Genomic DNA, 21424 nt, shown 5'->3' on the forward strand with positions numbered 1-21424 from the left:
CATCACTCCCTGTTCTCAAAGCTCTGGTGAATCTCTGCAAGGATTCTCCGGCCGATAGAAAGCGCCATTTCATCCTCGCTCTTATTGTTACCAATATTTATATTCATGCCATTGAAATTGAAATTGCTGCCGCTTCCTCCGCCGTCGCTGTCTGAACCACCACCGGCTGTTGCCATTGCTGGCTGATAACCAGTTCCCATCATTCCAGAGAACAAGTCAGCATTTACGCCAAGCATCTGCCCGGCCTGCTGCCAAACAGAAAGGCCCTGCGTCCGCATGGAATTGTCCAGAGGTACAACAGCCTCTGCCTTGCCACCTTCGGCGAATCTCGCAATATGCTCCTGATTGAATATGCCGCCTTCAGCATGGCCGCCAAGGGCAGCCGCCGATCCGGCGTTCAATCCAATCTTGAAATCAGACCAAAGTCCTCCCGCCTTGCTCTTAACCGTGGCAATAGCGCTGTCAAAGTAGCCACCGATTATACCCGGTATCTGGCTGAACCAGTTCTGTATTCCAGCTATCGTATTACTGCACCAGTTCTCAACCGCATTGCATACCTCCGACCATTTCTGATCCGCAATTGTCGGTAGGTCTGAAAAGAATTGGGAAACGTCCTGCACTATGCTGCTGCCAAAAGCCTCTGCATCCGCTACAGTCTGTTCCCACCAAGCAGCTATCCTGCCCGGCAATTCGCTCATGTAAGCCTCCGCATCATCAACCAGCTGCCCGAAGTATGTAGAAGCCTCTCCCGGCAATTCCTCCAATGAAGTAACAGCGTAGCCAACAGCATAGCCAAGTTTCTCCGGCAGGGAATCAAACCACTGCCCGGCAGCGTATGCGATTTCATCCTTTTCAGCGATAATCTTCTCTTTGATCGGCCCGAAATCAAGAGCGGCCGCTGCCTGCCCCATCATTGTACCGATTTTATCGCCAGCAAAGAATCCACCAAGGCCGCCAAGCAATCCACCAATAGCGGCTCCCGGCGCTGCCCCTACACCAGCAAATCCAGCGCCTATCGCAGCGCCTCCGGCTGCTCCTGCCTTTGCTCCTAACGCCATACCGCCCCAACGTCCGGCCATACCGCCAATAGCAGCGCCCTTATTGCCAGAGTTGTATACGCCGTAAGCATCAATCGCCATACCAACTGGGGCCGCGAATTTAGTGATCCCCTTTACAATCGGCGATTTAGCAAGAGTGGCCAAGCCGCCAAGGGCTTTGCTTCCAAACATTTCAGCCGTAAAGCCTGCGCCTTTTATTCGCGACATAAGGCCACCGCTGCCGCCTTCACTTGCAAGACCTTTCGCAGCCTCATAAGTTCCGGCTACCCGCTGGCCCATAGAAGTACCAGCTGCCAGTCTCCCGGCTCCCTTCGCCAAGCTGTACCCACCCTTTAGGACGGTTCCAGCCCCGAGGAAAGAAGCACCCATAGCAAGCCCGGCTGCCCCGGCAAGGTTCCCGTGCATCAGGGCATTGAGTGAACCTTTCATCAATCCCAGCAAGGCAGCCAAGAAGGCCCGCATACCTATTTCGGCGAGCTTCGTCATTACCTTGCCAAATTGCTCGCCACCCGGGCCGCTTGCCCATTTGTCGATTGCCTCCATCATCCGGTCAAGGACGTAAACAATCTTATCGCCCCAGTCCATCTGCTGAAATTCCTCGTTATTCTCAAGGCATTCCATCAGGTACAGAATATTGTCGGCAAAATCTTTCACGCGGTTTGAAGCTCCGTCAGCGTCATTGTTAAACAGCGCGTCCAGCGATTCTGCAATCTTCGCAATCACCGGCTCCATTGGTGCAAGCGCCTCGATTTGGAAGTTCTCAAAACTGCCTTTCATGCGCTCAACAGCGCCTTTTGCGTTATTCATCTTCTCGATTGCTACATCAGAAGCGGTATAATGCGTCATATTTTCAAACATTTTCTTGACACCATCTGCACCTTCGCGCATCAGTATCATGCCGCCACGGATGGCATCGGAACCAAACATTTCATAAAGTAGCTTCTGCTGCTCCTCGTTCGTCAACCCGCCGAGCTTTGTTTTCAGCAAGTCGGCGATTTCAGCCAAGGACCGTAGCTTCCCTTCCTGATCGTAAAAGGCACTTGTACCCTTTTCCGTAATCAGTCCGAGCTGCTCAAAGGCCCCGTACTGGGTTTTCGTCATAGGCTCCAACCGGGACAACATTGTTTTCAGTGATGTGCCAGCATCGGAACCTTTCAACCCATTCTGCGCGAATACGGCCAAGGCTGTATTCGTGTCCTCAAAGCTCATTCCTACGCCTGCCGCCACGGCAGAACACATAGAGAGAGCATATCGCAACTCGTGTACGTCGGTAGCAGAAGCGTTTGCCGCGCCTGCCAAAATATCCGCCGCGTGAGCTGCGTCTCTCATGTGGAACGCATTCATGGCCGTTGACATAATCTCTGCCGCCTCCGGCAATTCAAGCCCACCAGCGGTAGCAAGGTCGAGCATGGCCTGCGAAGCCCCGCCCATTACGTCTTCAACGTCTACACCTGCTTTGAGCAGCTCCGTCATGCCCTGTGCTGCCTGCAAGGTGCTGAATTGCGTGTCCTTGCCTAACTGCATGGCCTTTGCGCGTATCTTGTCTATCTGGTCTTGTGGCAACTGCGTCAGGGCCTTGATATTGCTGATCTCGGCGCTGAAATTCATTGCCTCATTGGCAGAATCGGCAACCAGTGAACCAATACCCATGGTCGCCATACCCACGCCAAGCATTCCCATCGGGGAAGAAAGCGCATTCCTCATGCTTCCTAGCTTCCCGGAAACCTCATCCTTAATACCTACAGTCACCCGCCAAGCTCTGCTCGTCAGCCGCCGCAACCGGCTCTGTATCGCCGTAACCTTTGGTGCTGTCTTGTCCTCCGCCTCCACCCGGGGCTTTGCGATCTTTTTGGCAATCTGTTCCAAGAGCTTATTTGTCTTGTTCAGCTGGGCCTCGGCCTTAGATGTATCGACATTTACCTTCGGTTCCGCATGGCTGCCGCCGAGCTTATCGACGGTTTTCTGCGTTTTGGATAGATTGCTGTTGAATTTTGCAACCTTTCCATCCACTTTTGACATTGCGCTTGAAAGCCTATCGTCCATCTTCAAAACGAGGTTCAGCCTATAAAATTCGTTATTATCCGCCATTTCTTTCCGCCTCTATTTTCTTCATCTGGGCATCGTCAGCCTCAAGCTCCGCCATGATGGAAGCAACCATAAATCTCTGCTCCATCATCGGCATTGCAAAAAATTGTCCGGGCGTGATCTTGCGCCTTGCACTAAGCTGGTGCAGGACAGTCAAGAACGTATGCCCGGACGTTATGAGTTTTTTACATCGTCAAGGTCTACATTGTATCCCGAAACATCAAGCACCGCCTCACCCAGCAGGGAAATTTCCCCGCCAAGCAAAAGGCGCTTGATAACCTCATCTCCGCTCGAAGAATGGAACTTCTCAATGAGCTTCGGATCTCCCCAATCTGGCTTTACCGTAGAGAGGGAAATAAGGCCAATCATGAATCCCTCATTGTCCACTTTTTCCTTCGGCCCCTGCTTAGTCTTGATCGTCGTCGTATTGTGATCGCGGCATCGGGAAACCTGCTTACCAGTCAGGGCTTTCAGCGTCACCGGCACGCCAAGGCGCTTCAGTGGGATTGTCATTGTCGGTACTTCCTCCGCGCTGGCCGCCAAAAGGCGGGTAATGATGTCGCTTTCTTCCATGTCCTCTTTGATTTCCAGCTCTTTATTCGTAGCCATTTATATATCCTCCTTATGATTCTTCAATCGGGTCAAGCAGCTCGTAGCCTTCAAAGGTGAACGGCCATTCTTCCTCAATTTCCTTCGAGTGTTCCCAGTTCGCAAGGTCAATCTTATCGAACATGACGTTCTGCAGTCGTATCCTCTCTGCCCCGAACGCTTCCGGGTCGTCCAGCTTAAAGATAAGCTCTGTACGCATGGAAGGCTTATCACTATGAGCAACTACTCCAACCTCCTGTAACAGCTCATCCGTAACCTTGTAGCCACTGATGCTGCCCGTGCCTTTCAGCGAAATGACTTTGTGGCGTACCCAGCGGTCGCCAGCAGGCTTGATTTCAGCCTTGCCAATATCGACACTGGCCTTCGCCTTATTGTACTGTGAAAGCCATTTGCCCTCTTTATAGATAAATCCAAACGTACCAACGACGGCACGCACACTATCAAAAGACATTATTCATTCTCCCCTTTCCTTATTCGCAGATGAAGTCAGAGAAAATCTGCTCAATGACATCTGTGATCTGCGCATTCCATTTCAGGAATACCTGATTCGGCTCCGCCTTGATCGTCGCGCTGGCCCCATGATAAGTAGGATTCAGCACAACATCATAGGTACCCGGCTCAATAATACCGCCTTGAGCGCATACCTCCATGTACTGCTTGCAAGCCCCTACCAATGCCAACTTGCCTTCCTGCGTGTTGTTGATCTTTCCGATGTAGTTTGCTTCTGCCGTGGCCTGCATATCACTGTCGATAGCGTCCATCGTGCGTATTGAGCGGATCTTCTTGAATGCGTTGTTCTGGCTCTGCCGTAATGTAATCAACGTGTTGATGCCGATTAACGGTTTGACGATCTTTCCGTCATAGATAAACAAGAACACGCCGCCTTTTACGGCCGCTTCCTGCTCGCTGCTGCGCCCGCCTCTCCACCTGCGCGTTACATCGTCAAAAGAGGTCGATGCGTATGTCGTGGATTCGGAAAGTTTCTGTCCCGCAATGAGGCCGGCAACGAACGGCGCTACTTCTGCGGACGAGTACGAAACGCCGTCAAGAATAACGCCGGTGCCAACATTTACAATTCCTTCATGGTTGAAACCAGCAGATCTGGCAACCGCCTTGTCTACTGCGTCGTCGGCAACGTCGTCGGCAGCCGTACCACCCATGATGCAGACGATCTTCTTGCCGTTCTTGCGCATATTGATTACCCAAGAGGCAATGGACGTCTGAATGGCCGGGTCTGTAACACCATCCAATGAGAGGTAATTGAAACTTTCCGTCTCAAGAACGTTCAACATTTCGATGTAGTCCTTTGCCGCAATGCCTTCGATGCCGCTGTCGCCGCCGGTAAGAGGCGTAGAGGTAATAGACTTGAAATCCTTGCCTGTAACGTCCGTATCTGCTGCAACTTTCGCCGCCAAAACATAAGTGTTTGCCGTATTAACCACGTTGATAAGCTCTGCCCAGGTCTGGAACGAATACGTTTTGAGCAGTGTCGTGTCCTCGTAGAGCTTCATCGTGTAATACCCTGTGGCGGTAAGCGACGGTGCAATCGTGATCTTGAATCCGTTGCCGCGCTCGCCCTTATATTTGGCTGTCAGCTTTACAATATCCTTATCCGCCGCGCTTTTCAGTGTCAGCGTCGCTTCTGCTGCCTTGCTGGTAGCAAGACGATACCCAAGGATTTTCTTTGCTCCGCCCAATACGCACATGCGCAACGTTTTGTAGAACGTAGATCCATTGCTATCTTCCAGTGCTCCGAACGTGTTGAGAATGTCGGTTTCACGGTACAGATCCGTAAATCCTCCGACCTTGCCCCAATGAGCTTTATACGGAAGGACCACCGTGCCGCGGTCGCCTGTCGTTACTGCTGCCAAGGCTGCCGCCTTGAAGTTCATATACAGACCAGGCAACACGGGAAGGTCTGTAATTTCCCACTCACCACCTGCCATTACTTTTCACCATCCTTTTCAACTGCCGGGCGCTTCAAAAATTCCTCAATGAGCGCCTTCATTTCATTTACCGTGTATGGCGTTTCGCTTTTCCCATAGGTCGCACCGTCAATGACCTCCGGTCCGTAACCGAACTGCTTCTTGGCTGCGGCTTTGAGTTCATCGACTGTGTATTTCGCATCTGCGGCCACGTCCTGCGTGGTAGCCGGTGCTGCTTTTACTTCATCAGCCATTTATACCCCTTCTTCCTGGTTCTGTTCAATATGACCGTCCGTGCTTACGCTGCCAATAATGGCAACCTCCTCACGCGGCCTTCTCGTTCTACGCGCCACAGTTGCCCGTATATGGCCTTGTTTGAGCGCGTCCGTATAGACGTTACCCTTTATATCCCTAATCGTCATGTAGCGGCGCTCTGCCGCTGATATAGGTATCTTCACCGCGTTGCCCATCTCTTCGATAAGCTTCACGGCAATATTGGCCTCCTCTACCGCATTACGCCCAAACACATGACAAGCGACCCTTTTCACTACGTCAAAAGCCAGTGATCCGCAATCCTCAATGTTGATATTGTCCAGTCGCCAAAGCACCGCGGGCCGTTTATAGCCCACGGAAAGCTGGCCGCCCTGAACCTCATACCCATCACCAAGAATCGCCTTAGACCACACAACCAGTGCATCAATCCATGGGTCATTATTTAATGGCCCCGGAACGTCAGAAGGCTGCAATGCCAGCACATAGAAATTAACACACCGGGTAAGGGCCTGCCACTCTGTATCTGCCACGTCCTCCAACATTCCGTCGGAAATGCAGGTCACGGCTTCCCCATCGTCGCCCGTCAGGAGCTGCATATTGAGCGTTGCAGCAACCTTTTTTGCCAGTGCGTCTACCTCTGTATAGCTGCTCTCCTCAACGTATGGCCATACCTCGATTCGCCCGCGGAAGCCAGCCCATTCAGTATTATCCTGCTCGGCGTTCTCCTTGACGATAAGATACGGCTTTTCGGTGTCAGCGCTGGCCGTGTGCGGCTCAAATATCCGCCCTCCGACCTCTGGCACCCCGCTGATAAGGGCGTTTCGTATTGCGTCCCTCATTGCACTACCTCCATAACTGCATCACTGATTCTTTTAGCTTGACCTTTCCGGCCTCTGCCGCTGGTAAAACAGCAGGCATGGCCTTTGTTCCCGGGTGATGTATGGGATTCTTGCTGATCGGGTGCGGCAGCCCCGCCCACATGAACGCTTTCGCGTTTTTCAGGTGTATGTCATGGGCCGCTGTCCCTTCCTCCAAAAATCTGCCATACTTCACGCCGTGTGATACGTGCATGATAACTGCATTCCCAATCTTTTCAGCGTTGGCGTTGATACTCTGCCGGGCGTGTGATGTTCTGTCAGTCCAAGGTGCTTTACTTTTTGCCGTCGCTTCCATGTGTGCTGCCACGTTTTGGCAGACTAGGAAGGTTGCGGCCTTATTCCTGCTCAAATAGGCTCTCGCCTTATCGCAAAACATCAGTCAATCGCCTCCAATGAGCCGTCAATGCTCGTAAGCTCTCCAAGGAAATAGCGGTGTATGGCATCAGTGACGCGGAACCGCTGCCCATAGGCGGTGAACTCATCCGTAATGCTTGGAGTGCATCGTATATCAACCTCTGCCCCTGCCAAGAATGCGTATGATTGGTCTTTCTGCATCACGCCCGCCGTCGTATTTGATACGTTCACCGCTATCTGCTTGCTTTTCTGGTTGAAAATGCGTATAGAAAAAGGACCCAAGGTTGTATTTTCAATCTTGTGCCCTCCGCCTTTTGGTACCTTCGCTTTCCGGGAAATTGTTACCTGCACCGGATTCGCGGCAATCGTCGCTGCCACGTCCGCTTTTCGCTGATCTGCGAAACTCATGTAACATCAGGCCTCCTCACTGTAAGAATTCGGCTGCCTGCTGCCGTGTCAGCCTTCTCGGCCATGCCGTCGTACATCTTCGCCATCTCAAGACAATAGCTCGCGTAATCGCTGGCCGTCGTCTTTTCGTATGTCTCCTGCCCAATACTGTACTTTTTCACCTGGCCGGCCGTAGATGGAGAGGAAGCAGCTTTCAGCCTCCACCCTTGCGCTGCCGCAGCATAAATGCTATCGGCATCAGTGAGAATGTCCGTCACATCATTCTCGCTGAAAGAAGTATCTGCCGCGCTGCCGCCGGTTGGTATGCTTTCATTCACATAGCGCCGGAGCTTTCGCACCAGTTCATCCGTTGGCAACATGATCCGTCACTCCTTAAACAATCGTCAATTCCTGTACGTTCTCCTCTACCGCCGCGAATACGCCACGATAAGCATAGCCGACCAGCTGCTGCTCTACGAGACGGGTCAAGTCGCCGGTGTTGGCCTCAATGCGCAAATCCTGCTTGATAAGTTCTTTGAATCCGCGCTTCGGGCGAATCAGGTAGATTTTATCTGTCGGGCAGCCTGCGTAAGAGGTCTTTTTCTTGCCAACCGTTTCATCCCAGCCATCGTAATAGATGATCGTGTTGATTCCGGACAGGGCAGGATAGGACGTGCCGTTGATCTGGTAACCGCCGCGCATAGCCATCTCAATATCAATCTGATTGGCCTTGCTTGCCAGCATGACCGTGGCCGGACGCTTCTTAACGACCGTCTGTTTGATGCCCTCTTTGATGGTCTCATAGAGGCGTACCCAAGGCTGATCTGCGGCCGCTCCCTTGTATGCCGTCTTATTCGCCGTCTTGTAGTCAAAATCAAGAATTGGGGCGAAATGGAGATGATTGCAAAGTGCGTTGTACGCTTCGCCCATAGCCTTATTCAGCATCTCCACCTGAAACGACTGGTTGAAGTCAACAATCTGCTTTGTGTATTCAAATCCAGCGGTATAGGTATTGATACGTGCCGTCGGGCCGTACTCTGCCTGCAACGTGCCAAATTTGACCTCTGAACCCTCAAAGGACTGCGCAAATACGCAAGCACCACGCAGCGCCCACTTTGCGTCCAAAACCTCCGGAAGATTGCTGTCGCTTATCGTGTCGTAAATCGGCTTGTATAGCACCTGCACTTCTTCGCGGCCAAGTTCTACGTCCAGCACAACCTTACGCAGCAACTCTTTTGATACGTTGCTGCCGCCGTAGGTAATCATCTCGCCCAACGGCTTCGCGAATTGCATCGTTTCCATCTCACCATTGGTGATCTTCTTCGTTGCAAAATCGACTTCACTGCCGATTCTGAACGGTACCTGCGATTCTCCGGTGTATTTACGCCGGGCCGCAAGCATTGTTTCCTGTGATACGATATTCATTCAGATTCCCCTCCCTTATGCCTTTGCCTGTGGATATAAGATAAATTGAATCGTTTTCTCTGCCGATTTGGCTTCAGAAACACGGCCCACCATGAAAGCGCCAATTACCGTGCTATCGTCCGTGAATACGCTCTTTGCCGGATCGAAATACAGCGTCGCGCCCTTTTTGAAGGTTTTGGCCGTATCAATCTGATCTGTCACGTACTCTGCCTGCTCAATCTGCAATGCAATCGTAGCTCCGGCGGTGTTCTCCGCTGCAACAATCGTCTGCAAAGCCAAACCAAAGAACCCATCCAGCACGCAGAAAGCACCTGCCACTGTCCCGGCTGCTGCTGGTACGGTAACATCTACACTCTTGCCATCACTGACCTTCAACTGTCCAATATCTACTAAGGTACTCGGTACCGGCTGTCCAATGTATGCCATTTTCTATTCCCCCTTTTTTAGATCGCGCTCTTGCGCGTAACAAACAAATCAGAACTCATCTCACCAGAAGGCGTGCCAGCAGGCGGTGTCTTGTCGGTATGCGCCTGTGCCAGCACGGCCTTGACCGTATCGTCTGCAAGCAGGCTGTCAATTTCACCGCTGATCTGCTCTTTCGTCGGATTCTCCGGCAGGTGCATCATCTTTTTGACAAGGTTCTGCGCCATCTCACCGCTGACCTTCTCTTTCAGAGCGTCGTCAATAAGGCTGTCACTGGTCTTTGCTGCCACCTTATTCGCAGTATCATAAGCGCCTTTGATCGCGGTCATGAGGTCGTCGCCAGTCTTGCCGCCGAACATCTCACCGCAAGCCTTCATAAATTCGCTCTCCTGCGTTTTTTCTTCGCTCCCCTTATCAGCCTTAGGCAATGTGATTTTCATTTCACCACAGGCCGCTCCCAGCTCGTCAGCGGTAATCTTTCCCGCATCAAGCAGGGCTTTCAATTCCTTATTCATGCTTTTTACCCCTTTCATTTCCCCAACCGGCTCCCAAGATTCCTTGCGCTGAACCTCTGTAGGTTCGCCAAGCAAAATCCCGCTGCCGTCCGGGCTTTTTGTATACCCGAACCTATAGTATTTCGTGGTGTCACTCCCTGCATCATAGCTCGCAATGAAACTATCATCGTATACAGAGTTCACGCTCACATAGGCCCGGCTGTCATTCGTCGTGTTGAGCTTCGTATAAGCAGCTCCCCGTAACGCCTCACGCAGGGCCTCATGGCTACTGTCTGCCGGTTCCGCGATTGTGTCCATCTCTCCTGACATCGCCGCTACGCTCGTAGGCATTCCAGCCCGATTGAGCGGTGTCCAGTCAATCGACATACCTTTATAGTCCACAACATCGGTCTCGCCGGTCAAGGTGTTCTGCTCCAATTTCGGCATCCCAAAAATGGATACTTGAGAGACAGCTTTACCCCGAATCCAGCGCTTGAGGTCAGGAGCGCTCTTATCAATCAGACCACGGAAATAAGCTGTGCCACCTTGCATCTTAGCCCCCACCCAATGAGTTACGGGCTGTGGAAACTCCGTCGCCACGTTCTCCGCTTTCTGGTGACCAAGGAACCCCGGCAGTCCCACTGAATTGACCTCGCCAACAATGCTTGACAGGGCGCTTTCCTTGTAGTTCCATCCTCGTGTACTCTTTCCCGCCGGTACGGCCATCACAACCTCCAACGGGTCGTCGTCGCCATCCGTCAGCGCTTTTGTGTCGGCCCACTTCGCAACTGGGACATCAGCTACAGCCATTTCGCCATTTATCCGGGCCATCAGCGCCATAAATCTACTATTTGGCATTCTTTCTCACCCCCTTTCGGTGCTATTCAAACATTCGGTAGTTCTGCTGGTACCATGATTCAATATCCGGCTGTGATCCGGGCGCTGCCCTCCATTGTTTCAACCTCTTAATCAGGTCTCCGGTGTCCTCCGGCTCCGGCTGCAACGTACATAGGCAGTTCGGGTGTGCTGGATAAGGCGGGCAATCATCAACGCTATATACCCCGTGACCCTCGCCGCCCTCTGCGTATGTGTCGCATATATCCGGGCGCGGGTGAGAACTCGAAAGCACCCATCGTACCTTGCCAATCGCCGGTGATGCCTTCGCCCCTGCCAGCGTACCTTCTCCATAAGCGGCCGTCAGCTCCGTGCGTGCCAGCCGCAAGGCGTTGTAGTCGAGGTTCAGCGGTATGCGGCTCCCCATACGCTTAATCATCCCCGGGTATTCAGCCGCCATCCGGGTGCTGCCGCTCTTGACGTAGGTCTGCAAGGCCTTCGCCACATTGACTGCGTCCTCGCCAATCCCTGCCCGCACTATGTCAGAAATCACCTGCTTGTTACCCTCGGTGATGTTCCATATCCTTTCAGACAGCTTTAACCCGTCCTTGTAGGCCCGGGCGTAGCTTATGGCCACGGCCCGCTTACGCTGAAAAGCATAGGCCCGTATCATCGGCTCTGTCTGCATATCGGCCTTTCGTAGTACGTCCAGTGAGACCGCAAGGCTAAAGGTCAACCCGGCCTCCGCTCCGTTTCCTATGGCCTTGTCAATCTTATTTCCCAAGTCCAAATTCAGCTTCTTCACATCGTCCCCGATTACCTCAAGCAGGTAACGCAATCCCTTATTTCGTCCGCTCCTGTACTCCGTCAATATGCGGCGCACAGAGGCAAGATAAAGGTCAGCTATAGTCTTATCGGTCTGCTGTAGCAGTAGTAGGTAGCGCTTGCGGGCCTGTAAAGCCCATCGGTAATAGCTGCCCGCTGCCGCCCTGATCTCATCAAGGTCTCTGCTCATTCATTCTCACCGCCCGAATCCGTGCCGCCTCCTGCCCCTTTGTTCAGTTCCTCGTCAATGCTCTTGATCTGCTGATCCTGCGTATAGCTTTCTTCAACCGGCATATTCAATAGGCGTGTCTGCTCAATGCGTTCCTTCTCGCCCTCCTTGCCATCCTCGCCCTCCCAAGTCTCCATTGTGTCAATGTACCGCCCCAAGAAGTCAACGGCCGATTGCAAGGAAATAGAATTGCTCGAAAGCGCCAATGAAAGCGCCTGCGTCACGCTATATAGTGTCTGGGCTGCTGCCTGCTCGTCTCTATCCATGACCGCGTCCCAAGTAACCTCGGTCGCATAAGATTTATGGGCCTTGCCCGTTATCCTCGAAAGCATAGCCAGCGCCATCCTCGCAAACAGCTTCCACGAATCCTCCACCTGCTCCCGCTTACGGGATATGCGGCGGATGAGGATAGGCGACTGCTCCTTTGTGCTGGCCTGACTGCTTGATATATGCACTCCGAATGCGAACTCCGGTACCTCCGACGTATCAATGATGCAGTAAAAAATGAATTGCAATAGCGTGGCCGTGTCGCCAATAGCCGAAGCGCACTCAATGAATCCAGCATCTTCATCATTCTTGAGCAGGAATAATTCCTTGCCCTGTAGGTCAATGCTCGCCTGCTTTCCCTCTTTCAGGTCCTTGAATGCTTGCGGGAAATTATTCTGCATGAACTTCGCCACGTCAGAGACCTTGAAAGCCACTTTCGGCGTGCTGTGCATCTTACTTCCGCTGATCGCGTGTATCATCACGTCATGGTACGCCTTTAAGAATGGCTCGATTGGCTCCAGCTCGCTATAGCCGTGCAGCTCCGTTTCGTCCGGCTCATTGCGGAAATGCACAATCGGGATGAATCCCCACGGGTTAGCCTCCTGCGAACTCTCTAAGCCCTCCGGGGCCTTCCCATCCACGGTCGTAACAATCTCATCCGGCGTGATTCGCTGCCGGAACGTGTACTCCTGCTTGTCGCCGCTCTGGTCAATCCACTTATTCTTCGTCAGGATCGTGACTGCCGTATATTCATGCGTAACCGGGTCATATTCAAGGCCGCCGGTCGGTATCTGCTCCGGTGGGATGATGGCGCAGGACAGTCGGGTCTGTGTCTTGTTCTCCGGGTAAAGCGTCGTATCAGCTTTGAGATTCACCAGCCGCAAGAATACCTCACCATCCACAAGATTCTTCTGATGCACCCGCTGCATGATACTGATAAGACCGCTCGTGAAGGCATCGAAATCCTCCTGCGCCCCCTCATCATCACAGGTGAACGTAGGCGTACCCATGAAGCCGGAAAGCGTATTCACAATCGGTTTCGCGAAGCCTGCCCCCAGCTTGTAGCTGTCGTCCCGGTTGTAGTAGAGGTCTCGCGCCCGCCTGTAGTCCACGTGTCCCTCTATATGCAGCGAATACGGGGCCGAATACATATTATGCACATTGAAAAACCAGCTCGCCATTCGCAGCCTGCTCATTTCCCCCTGTGCCTTATTCATCCAATAGCTAATCTTACCCATAAAGTTTCGCCCCTCCTAGAGCTGCTGCCAGCCCGAAATCAACCTCACCACTGCCCGCAAAGGCCAGCACCAGCGCATCGGCTCTATCTGGTGACCGGTGTATGCGCTTCTTGTAGGTTTTCTTGTCCTCCAAAATAATCTGATCCCGACTATTCAGCAGGTATTTCCTCGTCGATAGCTGCGCAGCCAGCTCATCATCTTGCGGTAGCTGCAGGTCTCCATCGGATAGCCGCTGCCGAATACCGCACCATTGCTCCGTTACCCAATTCGCATAGTGTTCCTTATCCTCTGGGCTGCCGCCATTATGGCAGGCAACAACCTCAACATTGAGGCCCTTCTCCATGATTACCTCGCGCAGACGGTCTGTTACGCCGCCGCCCACACCATCATCATCGACCTTGATCGTCGCGTATGGCTTGCTGTAGTCGGCCATCATACCCGTAACTATGCCAACCAACTTGCCTACCGTCGTCATGGTGTCCTGCTTGGTGTAGTGGAACATTCCCAGCACCTTGCCCGCGATCCTCGGCACGAATATAGTCTCATCGTCGCCGAACCGGGCTATATCAGCGCCAATCTCCAACATGGCATCGTGATCGTCCGGCAGCTCTCGCATCATTGCTGCCTCGACCAGCTCCAGCGGTATCAAGCCGTCTGGCTCTGCCTTTGGAAACTCTCCCAGCACGCGCACCCGCACTACATCGGAATCAAGGCCGTACTGCTTTATGAGGCGCTGGCTGTATTGGTCTGCTACACGGTGAGTGTCCATGCAAGATACTTTCGCCGTGTAGTATAGCTCCCTGTCCTCAAAAAAAGAACGCTTGAATACGCCGCTGTTCTTTGTCGGGTTGCCGCATAGCAGCAGCTTCGCGTCCTCCGTCGTCAACGCACCCTCAATGGTCTCGTAGATGGAATCGTCTATGCCGCTGGCCTCGTCGCAGATGAAAAGCAGATGCTCCTCATGGAAGCCTGCCATATTCTCCGACTTGCTGGCCGTGCGGGCCGTGGCGAACCAGCGCTCCGGGAAGCACTTATTCGTGATCTTTGTTTTCTGCCACTCGAATAGGTCATTCAGCAGTGGCGAACGCTTCAACCACTTTGAAATCTCCGGCCATAGAATGTCAAATAGCTGCTGCTGCGTCGGGGCTGTGCATGGTATCTTCGGGTAAGGCCTCGTGAAAAGGAACCAGCATACCGCCCATGCCTCCAGCGCCGTCTTTCCTACGCCGTGGCCTGAACGTATTGAAACTCGCGCATTACTGCCAAGGCCACGCAGAGCGTCTACCTGCCAATCATCCGGGCTTACGTCCAACACGTTACGCACAAAAGGCACCGGATCGTCAACATATTGCTTCATGGCTGCCGCCATCTCCTCAATGCTGCTCATTATCCGCCGCCTCCTCATCTTGCGTCTTCCATACCTTCTCAAGCACCTTCGCCAGCAAATCAGCAGACCCTAGTTTCTCACCTGTCTGCTCCTGCTCCGCTGCGTCCCTTGTCAGGCGTTCAATCTTCACACCCTGCACAATCATAGTGACAATGTCTTTTAAGCCCGCCTCGTCCACGTCAGCGTGTTTCAGGGCCTCTACCGCTTTAGACTGTAGCGCCATCGCCACTCCTATATGGCGTTTCACCATTTTCTTGCGCTCTTTGATCGCCGCTTTCCGCTCCGCCTCCATGACCGTCTTATCCCATGCAAGGCACCGGTCTCCCCAATGATGCCTGCTCTTCCAACCAGTCAATAGCTGTCTACTCTTCGACAATCTCCTAGCAAGCTCGGAAAGATTACGCTCTCCGCCGTCTGCCGACATATCCAGATACGCTTTAAATGCAGCATAGGCCTTTTCGGTCTCCCTCGGCTGCCTGTCCCACGGCCTTAAATCGTCATAGCTCATCATCCTCCCTCATTTCTGCTTTGCTGTCCCCGGCTCCGCGCCGGTTATCCAAATAAGAACCTTACCGCCCGTTATACCGCTTCCCTTTAGCCACTGCATCATCTTAGCTTCATAGTGAGGATGGAAAGCGATTCCGCCAAAGCTGGCCTGCACTGGCCGCTCGTATGAGAACCCCGGCTGTGAAAACAGACTGTGATAGATGAAATCCCGGTCTGCTCCGTACTGCTGCAGATTGCCATGGATGAAAGTCTGCCTGTCTGGGGCCGTTGCCACGAGATGAACCCGCCGCACTCGCTTCCCATATTGCTTCAAGCCAACCATTACCCCGGTCGAAGTGATGCCGCTGCCGCAAACCATTATGAGGTCGTCTATCTGATCCGGTATGTTCTCCACCTGCCGGGCTACGGCCTGCAACAATACGTCCCGGTAGTCCATGATGTTGATGCCGTACTGCACGATAAAAGCGCCGGTCTTTTCGGCTATCGCTCTTGCTCTCGCGTATAGGATATTGTGGCGGCCGCTTCTGGCTGCGATATGAATCCTCGCACCGTACTTCATGCAAAGCCTCGGCATAGGTAGCCTTGCCAGTGTCCCCGGCTTAGTACCGCCATAAACCACTTCGCACGGCAGGCCCTTGCTCAATGAAACAGCAGCCGTAATTGGTGCTTGCGGTGAATGTATGCTACAGTACGTCAAAAGGCCACTGTACGGCACGTGAAGGCCATTCACAAGCATTATGCACTGACGCAACTTGCCCCCGTTGACCTGTCCCCGTCCGAAAGGCTGAAACAAATCATCACGCTTGAACCAAAAGCCGCCTATTCTCTGAACCGGCGTAAGGCTGTACTCATTCATCGAATCCAAAGGTCTTTTTGTAGTAGGCCTTTTTCTCCGCTAAATCCTTCTGCATCATCCCGGCAAACGAAGTGTTTTTCAGCCGCCGCCCAACGCCCGCTGTCTGATTCAGGGACTTGAAACAGTCTGCCGTTCCCGGCTGCTGCATGATCTCCGTAGGATCCGGCGCTTTGCCATTCAGCATCATGCAGATATTGTACGGATTGCCCTTGAACCCTTCCAGTCCATCAATTCCGCAACAGGTCATTCCGTCGCCCATTGCCCGCAACCGATTCTCGCCGGAAAAGAACTTCATGCCGTGCTTGTGGCATTGCTCCCGCAACCGCGTAAAGTGTGAACGCAGCAGCGGCAGCGGATAGCAGCAATCGCCGCCTACCTTCACCATGCCCGGCTTGCTCTTGTAGAACTTCATCCCCTCGAAGGTAACGCCATATACGCCTGCGTCTGCCAGTCTCGGAATGTTCTTCATCACGTCGTCGAATACCTCAAGCATATAAGGCTGTACCCGCACAATGAGGCGCTTTACCTTTGGCGCGATCTTCCTGCACATGTTCAAGCGCTCCTCGTATGTCGGCGCTCCCTTTTCCAGCTGGTCGTACTTACTGCATACCATGCTTATCTGCAACACAACATTGCATTTAGACAGTAGCTCCAAATATTCATCATCTGCCGCCAGCGCTCCCTTGGTACTCACGACAAAAGGATATTTTGTTTCAGCCAGTATCTTCAAGCAATCGTATGAGTAGCGTTTCAGCTTCTCAATCGGCTGAAATGGGTCGCTCATGCCGCCCCAATGAAGCGGTATATCCCAGTCACACCATTTTGTTTCCGTCGAGCGCTGCCCGCTGATGAACGCTCGCAGGCTCTCTGCCCCTTCGCCGCGCTCTATGGTCTGTATGCTTGTTTTCTTCTGCACAAAACAGTACCGGCACCCATGAGAGCAACCGATATATGTATCAAATCGTACTGGCAGGTTGCAAAGCACAACCTGTGATCCGCATTTTGGCATCTGTCATTCCTCCCCTTTCACCGTATCTATGATGAGCTGTACCGCCGCCGGTTTTCCAACGTCCTTTACCCACTGTTGCACCAGTTCCTCTTTGTCAGCCGGGAATGTCAGTGTCAGGTTGAAGGTCTCCGGTACCTTGCTCTCCTCATTCTCTATCAGCTCATGGTCTATATAGTCGTCAATGCTGTTCTCCATGGCTGCCAGCTCTGCATCAGAAAAGCCCGCTTCCTTAGCTGCGTCCTCTCCGATTTCATCCAGCAATGATTTCAGCTTGACTTCATCCCATTCGCCCTCAACCTTATTCAACGCTATATTCAAGGCTTTTTCGTCCTTAATTTCAAGGTCAACGACCGTCACCGGCACCTTTTCAATGCCGTGATCCCGCGCCACTGTGATACGCTGGTGTCCTCCAACAACGGTATTTGTCCGCCTATTCCATATCACCGGCACCACAAATCCGAATGTATCAATGCTATGCCAAAGACGCTGGTATTCTTCCATGTCCGGCGTGAGCGTGATCCGCGGATTGTAAGCCGCCAAATTCATGTCGCTTATTTTCTTCTCAATCAGCTTCAACCGTATCACCTGCCTCTGTAATAATGGTCTCTGCCAGCGCGTCCTTGCCATGGTCTGTGCAGAAATCCTTCACGGCCTGCTCCGCTTCCGCTGGTAGCGTGAACGTCATATTGAAAGTGTCCTTCGGCTTTTCGGCCGCGCTGTCAACGCCGCTGAAATCATCCTCCATCAAGTCGCTGATGTGGTCGTAATCGGTGAGCAGCGTCTTGATCTCAAAATCATCAAACCCGGTATCATCCAAATCCGCACCAGCTGCCTGTAGCTCCTGCAATATGCCGGTCAATTTGTCGTAGTCCCAATCGCCCTTGATCTTGTTGAGCGACAAATTAAGTACCTTCTCCTGCGTGTCGTCAAGCTTCAATACCAGCGCATCCACCGTGGTTTTGCCCTGCTCTTTCAGTATTGACAACCGCTGATGCCCGGAAACCAGTGTCCCGGTCTCGCCGTTGATTATAACCGGTTCCAGCATACCGAACCTTTGCAGCGATCCTGCAATCTTCTCCCAAGCCACATCACCCGGCTTCAAGGTCTGCCGGGGATTGTATTCCGCTGTCCTGATCTCCGATATTTTCACTTTTTCAACCTTCAACGCAACGCCCTCCCCAATAAAAAAGCCCCGCATCAGCGGAGCCTGTATATTTTATGGAACCGCTGTACAGGCTCTGCCCCTGTCTGCTCTGCCTATGCCCGGCAAAGTGTCTCTCACTGACACGCGGTATATAAAAGCCGGTAGAGGGAACCGGGCTTGCAGCCTGCCGCCCGTGGTCTTGTCTCCCTGCCAACTTTTGATGTTACTATTATCGCACATTTCAAAAGCAAAAAACGCACCATGAAGCCTGCAATTTAGCGGGTTTGTGGTACATTTAAACCGCCTTGAAAGTAAGGCTTATGCCCGTTATTTTTGGTCCGTAGTTATCCACAAAAAAGAGGAGCTGAAAAGCTCCTCTTTTTATATCGAAAATATGAATAGTGATTGCTGATCTGGCGGCATGGCCTTGATTCCGAATATCATCTTAGCCATTTCTTTTACCGCCTTGTTCCCGCGATCCCGCGCCCATTTTTCAGTGAGATATACCTCGTTGCTTATGTCGCGCCAGCTCTTACGGTCTATGTAATGGTCTCGGATGAGCTTACCATCATCTTTTGGCAGCCCGTCTATTGTCCGATTTATCGTCCGCAGTATACGCTCAATCTCGTCTATCGTGCTCTGGGCCTCGGCTATCCGCTGATTTAGGTACTCGTGGCGTGTTGCTGCCGCTTCCACGGTATTCAGCTCGGATGTTCCTCCTCCCGGCTCATCACCATATTTGGCACATGGCGCAGAAACGTCGGCTTCCATGATTTTTTTGTTTGCCGCAATTTCGTCCCGCATATTTTCAACCGTAATCGCGAATTGATTATAACGCTTCAACCAGCCCCGCGTCGTATTCACATAATCATTGTAGCCGCTCAAACTTTTCAACGCCAAATCCTCCTCACAATCTCTCCATCATTGGTAATATCTTTTTCTACAATGGCCTCATCTATCCTCTTTTTTGGTTATTTTTAGCCCGCTTTCTCATATAGACAAGAGCCTTCGCGATATGGTCTATAGCGCGCTCCTGCGCTATAGAACGCGGGTCTGCTTTTTCCTCATCGTCCATGGCCGGCACTTGTAATGGCGCAAAATGCAAGTGTAGCAGTTCATGCACCAATATCACTTCCGGCTGATAGGGGAACGGAGTTTGCAGCTTTTTAAATCCCGCCAAAGTTATAATTTTGATAATAGCCTGCTCATTTGAAAGGCTCCAATTCGCGTTTCCTTGGGTGTTCTCCGGCATATCATCTACGAGCTTTAATACGACTTCCCAGTCATTCAGATATAGTCGCTGCTGCCAAAATTCCATGAGGTTCTTCAGCTGGCGTTTTGTAAGTACATCATTCATCATAGTATCGCTCCTATTCCATAAATTAGCAGAAACCGTGTCAGCTAAACGTGCCAAAAGAGCGGTGATTTGCCGCTCTTTTTTGATGCCTTTTATCCGAACAAATTCATCTCCCGAGTACACGCCGCATTCAAGTATAAAACCTCCGTGGCGGTCCCGGCACAATTGGTCTGTGTCGTCATGCTGCGCTTGCCCCGTCCAGACAGCTCCTCGTTATACAGCGCATTATCATAGCTGCTGACGATACAAGGCCCTGTGTGTTCCCTGCAGAGCTACAAGAGTCGCTTATGCTGCTCGGGCCGCGCAAACTCGCATTCGTAATGCAGCTGCGTTCGTGAACTTCGCGGATATGGTGGATTAACATAAAGCAATGTTCCAGACCGGTTGTACATTGGGATCGTTTTCATTTCCATTGATTATCCCCCTCACTTGTTATGCCTTTGTAGCTCCGCTTGGAGCACTATTTCAAATTGTACTTCACGTGTCCTTACTTCCCGACGTCTCCGGCTCCGCTTAAAAATCTGTCTGTATCTTTTCTACAGGCCCCGCGCATATCCTCTTTTTCGGTTATTTTTGGCCGCCTGCCGCGTATAAATCAGCAGTAACCGCGCTCAACGGCCCCTGCTCATATAATCATTACTCAAAATGGTATTTCTTCTTCGGAAACTGCCTGGCCTCCGAATTGACTTGCTGCCCCGGAAGGTGCTGGCTGCTGCCCGTGTCCTGATCCGTCGCCGTCTTTCTTATCCCCCATAAACTCAATATCTCTGACAACAACCTCTGTCACATAGCGCTTGCTGCCGTCCTGTGCCTCGTATGAGCGTGTCTGCAATGGGCCTACAACAAGAGCCTGCTTTCCCTTGCAACAATATCTCCCTATGATCTCCGCCGTTTTTTCCCACGCCACGCAGTTTATGAAATCCGCTGTAGGCTGGCTATCACTCGCGTTTTTCCCTTTTCTCTTGCTGCAAGCCAGTGAAAAGCTGCATACGGCTTTGCCACTCTGCGTTTATTTTATCTCCGGGTCACTAGTAAAGCGCCCGGCTCCAATCCATTTATTCATTTGCCTGTTCCTCCCAGTATCTCCGGCGTATCGTATTTATTCCCGATCACGTAAATATCGTCATAGACGTATTCGCTTAAATTTGCGTTCACCCTAGGCCCGCGTACCACGTACGCCGCTTCATCTTCATCCCATTCGACTACGCCGCGACCGTCGCCGTATTTAGTCCCATTGTCGTCTCCGTGGATAATATCGCCTTCGTAAATTTCTTTCTCTGTATAATCTTTCAGTCCCGTGTACTGTCCCACCGTCTCCGGCTTAACGCCATACATGAATGGGTTGCCTGATATTCTGATGCACGGCGAATGTTTTTTTCCCGCGTGGGCAAGGTCACCATGTACCCATTTGCCATTGTCTGGGTCAACCAGCTTCCCTCTAAATTTTATCTCACGCATTTCTTTTCCCCCTTATCATGTGTCCACTGCCCCTGTCCGCACCGGGGACAGCGAACCTTATACATCTTGATGGGCTTGCCATCAGATACACAGCCAGTCTCTATGACTGACATCTCGGATATGAGACCACAATATACGCAATGGACTTTTCGCGTGTTATTCATTCCTCAACCCTCCGATTCCATTTTGCTACGGCGACTTCTTTCGTGTCTGCCGATATTCCGCAAGCGCAATTCGTGCATTCCACAAAGCACTCTCCTGTATAATCTGGCATCCACGTAGCTATTTCATGCGTATGTGGCTCTATCTCATATATAATTGCCTCGCCGCCACAGAACGGGCACGGTTTTAGTTTAACGTTCATTGCCGCAATCAGCAGATTCTTATTCGTTTCCATCGTCA

Annotated in this window: 24 protein-coding genes and 1 pseudogene; all 25 read right to left on the reverse strand. The window is 52.1% G+C overall.

Annotation, left to right across the window (positions count from 1 at the left end):
• Nucleotides 1-2: 2 nt before the first annotated feature.
• Nucleotides 3-3146: a phage tail tape measure protein gene (locus tag F3H20_RS09995; protein WP_149734784.1), complete on the reverse strand. Its 3144-nt coding sequence runs from the start codon at nucleotides 3144-3146 to the stop codon at nucleotides 3-5.
• 171 nt (nucleotides 3147-3317) lie between these two features.
• Nucleotides 3318-3752 (reverse strand): phage tail assembly chaperone, encoded by a 435-nt coding sequence (locus F3H20_RS10000; protein WP_149734785.1) that lies wholly within the window; start codon nucleotides 3750-3752, stop codon nucleotides 3318-3320.
• A gap of 13 nt (nucleotides 3753-3765) precedes the next feature.
• A complete protein-coding gene (locus F3H20_RS10005; protein ID WP_149734786.1) occupies nucleotides 3766-4203 on the reverse strand; it encodes a phage tail tube protein in 438 nt (145 codons plus the stop codon).
• Nucleotides 4204-4222: 19 nt separating this feature from the next.
• The gene (locus tag F3H20_RS10010) at nucleotides 4223-5698 is read right to left on the reverse strand and encodes a phage tail sheath subtilisin-like domain-containing protein (RefSeq protein WP_149734787.1); all 1476 of its coding nucleotides are present in this window, start codon (nucleotides 5696-5698) and stop codon (nucleotides 4223-4225) included.
• Entirely contained in the window at nucleotides 5698-5931 is a 234-nt protein-coding gene (locus F3H20_RS10015) for a hypothetical protein (protein ID WP_149734788.1), read from the reverse strand. Before F3H20_RS10015 ends, F3H20_RS10010 begins: the two co-directional genes overlap by 1 nt.
• On the reverse strand, nucleotides 5932-6789 hold the full coding sequence (locus F3H20_RS10020) for a hypothetical protein (protein ID WP_149734789.1): 858 nt from the start codon (nucleotides 6787-6789) through the stop codon (nucleotides 5932-5934).
• Between the two features lie 4 nt (nucleotides 6790-6793).
• Nucleotides 6794-7123, reverse strand: a complete 330-nt coding sequence (locus F3H20_RS10025; RefSeq protein WP_149734790.1) for a hypothetical protein — start codon at nucleotides 7121-7123, stop codon at nucleotides 6794-6796.
• An 80-nt stretch (nucleotides 7124-7203) separates the two neighbouring features.
• Complete coding sequence (locus tag F3H20_RS10030) at nucleotides 7204-7590, reverse strand: hypothetical protein (protein ID WP_149734791.1); 387 nt, start codon at nucleotides 7588-7590, stop codon at nucleotides 7204-7206.
• A complete protein-coding gene (locus F3H20_RS10035; RefSeq protein ID WP_149734792.1) occupies nucleotides 7587-7949 on the reverse strand; it encodes a hypothetical protein in 363 nt (120 codons plus the stop codon). The genes F3H20_RS10030 and F3H20_RS10035 overlap by 4 nt, the downstream gene beginning before the upstream one ends.
• Nucleotides 7950-7962: 13 nt before the next feature.
• Nucleotides 7963-8994 carry a hypothetical protein gene (locus tag F3H20_RS10040; protein WP_149734793.1) on the reverse strand — a complete coding sequence of 344 codons (1032 nt, stop codon included), beginning with the start codon at nucleotides 8992-8994 and terminating at the stop codon, nucleotides 7963-7965.
• Nucleotides 8995-9009: 15 nt separating this feature from the next.
• Nucleotides 9010-9420: a capsid cement protein gene (locus F3H20_RS10045; protein ID WP_149734794.1), complete on the reverse strand. Its 411-nt coding sequence runs from the start codon at nucleotides 9418-9420 to the stop codon at nucleotides 9010-9012.
• Nucleotides 9421-9437: 17 nt separating this feature from the next.
• A complete protein-coding gene (locus F3H20_RS10050; protein ID WP_149734795.1) occupies nucleotides 9438-10769 on the reverse strand; it encodes a hypothetical protein in 1332 nt (443 codons plus the stop codon).
• A gap of 22 nt (nucleotides 10770-10791) precedes the next feature.
• Nucleotides 10792-11616 carry a structural protein gene (locus F3H20_RS10055; RefSeq protein WP_149734796.1) on the reverse strand — a complete coding sequence of 275 codons (825 nt, stop codon included), beginning with the start codon at nucleotides 11614-11616 and terminating at the stop codon, nucleotides 10792-10794.
• A 140-nt stretch (nucleotides 11617-11756) separates the two neighbouring features.
• On the reverse strand, nucleotides 11757-13304 hold the full coding sequence (locus F3H20_RS10060; RefSeq protein ID WP_149734797.1) for a phage portal protein: 1548 nt from the start codon (nucleotides 13302-13304) through the stop codon (nucleotides 11757-11759).
• Nucleotides 13297-14691, reverse strand: a complete 1395-nt coding sequence (locus F3H20_RS10065) for a terminase B (protein WP_149734798.1) — start codon at nucleotides 14689-14691, stop codon at nucleotides 13297-13299. The genes F3H20_RS10060 and F3H20_RS10065 overlap by 8 nt, the downstream gene beginning before the upstream one ends.
• The gene (locus F3H20_RS10070) at nucleotides 14678-15067 is read right to left on the reverse strand and encodes a hypothetical protein (protein WP_149734799.1); all 390 of its coding nucleotides are present in this window, start codon (nucleotides 15065-15067) and stop codon (nucleotides 14678-14680) included. The genes F3H20_RS10065 and F3H20_RS10070 overlap by 14 nt, the downstream gene beginning before the upstream one ends.
• Before the next feature lie 141 nt (nucleotides 15068-15208).
• Entirely contained in the window at nucleotides 15209-16054 is an 846-nt protein-coding gene (locus tag F3H20_RS10075; RefSeq protein WP_149734800.1) for a pyridoxal-phosphate dependent enzyme, read from the reverse strand.
• On the reverse strand, nucleotides 16047-17063 hold the full coding sequence (locus F3H20_RS10080) for a radical SAM family protein (protein ID WP_149734801.1): 1017 nt from the start codon (nucleotides 17061-17063) through the stop codon (nucleotides 16047-16049). The genes F3H20_RS10075 and F3H20_RS10080 overlap by 8 nt, the downstream gene beginning before the upstream one ends.
• Nucleotides 17064-17066: 3 nt before the next feature.
• A complete protein-coding gene (locus F3H20_RS10085; RefSeq protein WP_188128272.1) occupies nucleotides 17067-17639 on the reverse strand; it encodes a ParB N-terminal domain-containing protein in 573 nt (190 codons plus the stop codon).
• Nucleotides 17626-18228 (reverse strand): ParB N-terminal domain-containing protein, encoded by a 603-nt coding sequence (locus tag F3H20_RS10090; RefSeq protein WP_188128273.1) that lies wholly within the window; start codon nucleotides 18226-18228, stop codon nucleotides 17626-17628. The genes F3H20_RS10085 and F3H20_RS10090 overlap by 14 nt, the downstream gene beginning before the upstream one ends.
• Nucleotides 18229-18588: 360 nt before the next feature.
• Entirely contained in the window at nucleotides 18589-19101 is a 513-nt protein-coding gene (locus tag F3H20_RS10095) for a hypothetical protein (protein ID WP_149734804.1), read from the reverse strand.
• 61 nt (nucleotides 19102-19162) lie between these two features.
• The gene (locus F3H20_RS10100; RefSeq protein ID WP_149734805.1) at nucleotides 19163-19567 is read right to left on the reverse strand and encodes a hypothetical protein; all 405 of its coding nucleotides are present in this window, start codon (nucleotides 19565-19567) and stop codon (nucleotides 19163-19165) included.
• A gap of 637 nt (nucleotides 19568-20204) precedes the next feature.
• Nucleotides 20205-20561, reverse strand: a pseudogene (locus F3H20_RS10105) (single-stranded DNA-binding protein); the annotation flags it as partial.
• 62 nt (nucleotides 20562-20623) lie between these two features.
• On the reverse strand, nucleotides 20624-21022 hold the full coding sequence (locus F3H20_RS10110) for a YopX family protein (RefSeq protein ID WP_149734806.1): 399 nt from the start codon (nucleotides 21020-21022) through the stop codon (nucleotides 20624-20626).
• A 160-nt stretch (nucleotides 21023-21182) separates the two neighbouring features.
• Nucleotides 21183-21419 carry a Lar family restriction alleviation protein gene (locus F3H20_RS10115; RefSeq protein WP_188128274.1) on the reverse strand — a complete coding sequence of 79 codons (237 nt, stop codon included), beginning with the start codon at nucleotides 21417-21419 and terminating at the stop codon, nucleotides 21183-21185.
• Nucleotides 21420-21424: the final 5 nt, after the last annotated feature.

The sequence above is a fragment of the Propionispora hippei DSM 15287 genome (assembly GCF_900141835.1).
GTDB lineage: Bacteria > Bacillota > Negativicutes > Propionisporales > Propionisporaceae > Propionispora > Propionispora hippei.